The 255-nt window shown below is 61.2% G+C and carries 1 protein-coding gene; it reads left to right on the forward strand.

Translation table 11 applies throughout. The features are described 5' to 3' along the window. The coding region (locus P9273_RS32150) for a carbohydrate ABC transporter permease (protein WP_442920283.1) at window positions 1–255 on the forward strand (255 nt) is incomplete at both ends.

A 255-nucleotide genomic window follows, 5' to 3' on the forward strand; every position in this document is an offset into this window, starting at 1 on the left:
GATGGAAAACTATCTGCGCCTGGCGAGCGATCCGCGCTTCTGGGAATCGCTCTGGCATACCTTGACCTACACCTTCCTGTCGGTGGTCGCGCCGATGTTCCTCGGCACCGTCGCTGCCCTGATCTTCGACGCCAGGTTTGTCTTGCGCGGCCTGCTGCGCGGCATCTTCGTGATGCCGATGATGGCCACGCCCGTTGCCGTGGCATTGGTCTGGACCATGATGTTCCATCCGCAGCTCGGCGTGCTCAACTATCT

The sequence above is a fragment of the Mesorhizobium sp. WSM4935 genome (assembly GCF_029625735.1).
In the GTDB taxonomy this organism is placed as follows: domain Bacteria; phylum Pseudomonadota; class Alphaproteobacteria; order Rhizobiales; family Rhizobiaceae; genus Mesorhizobium.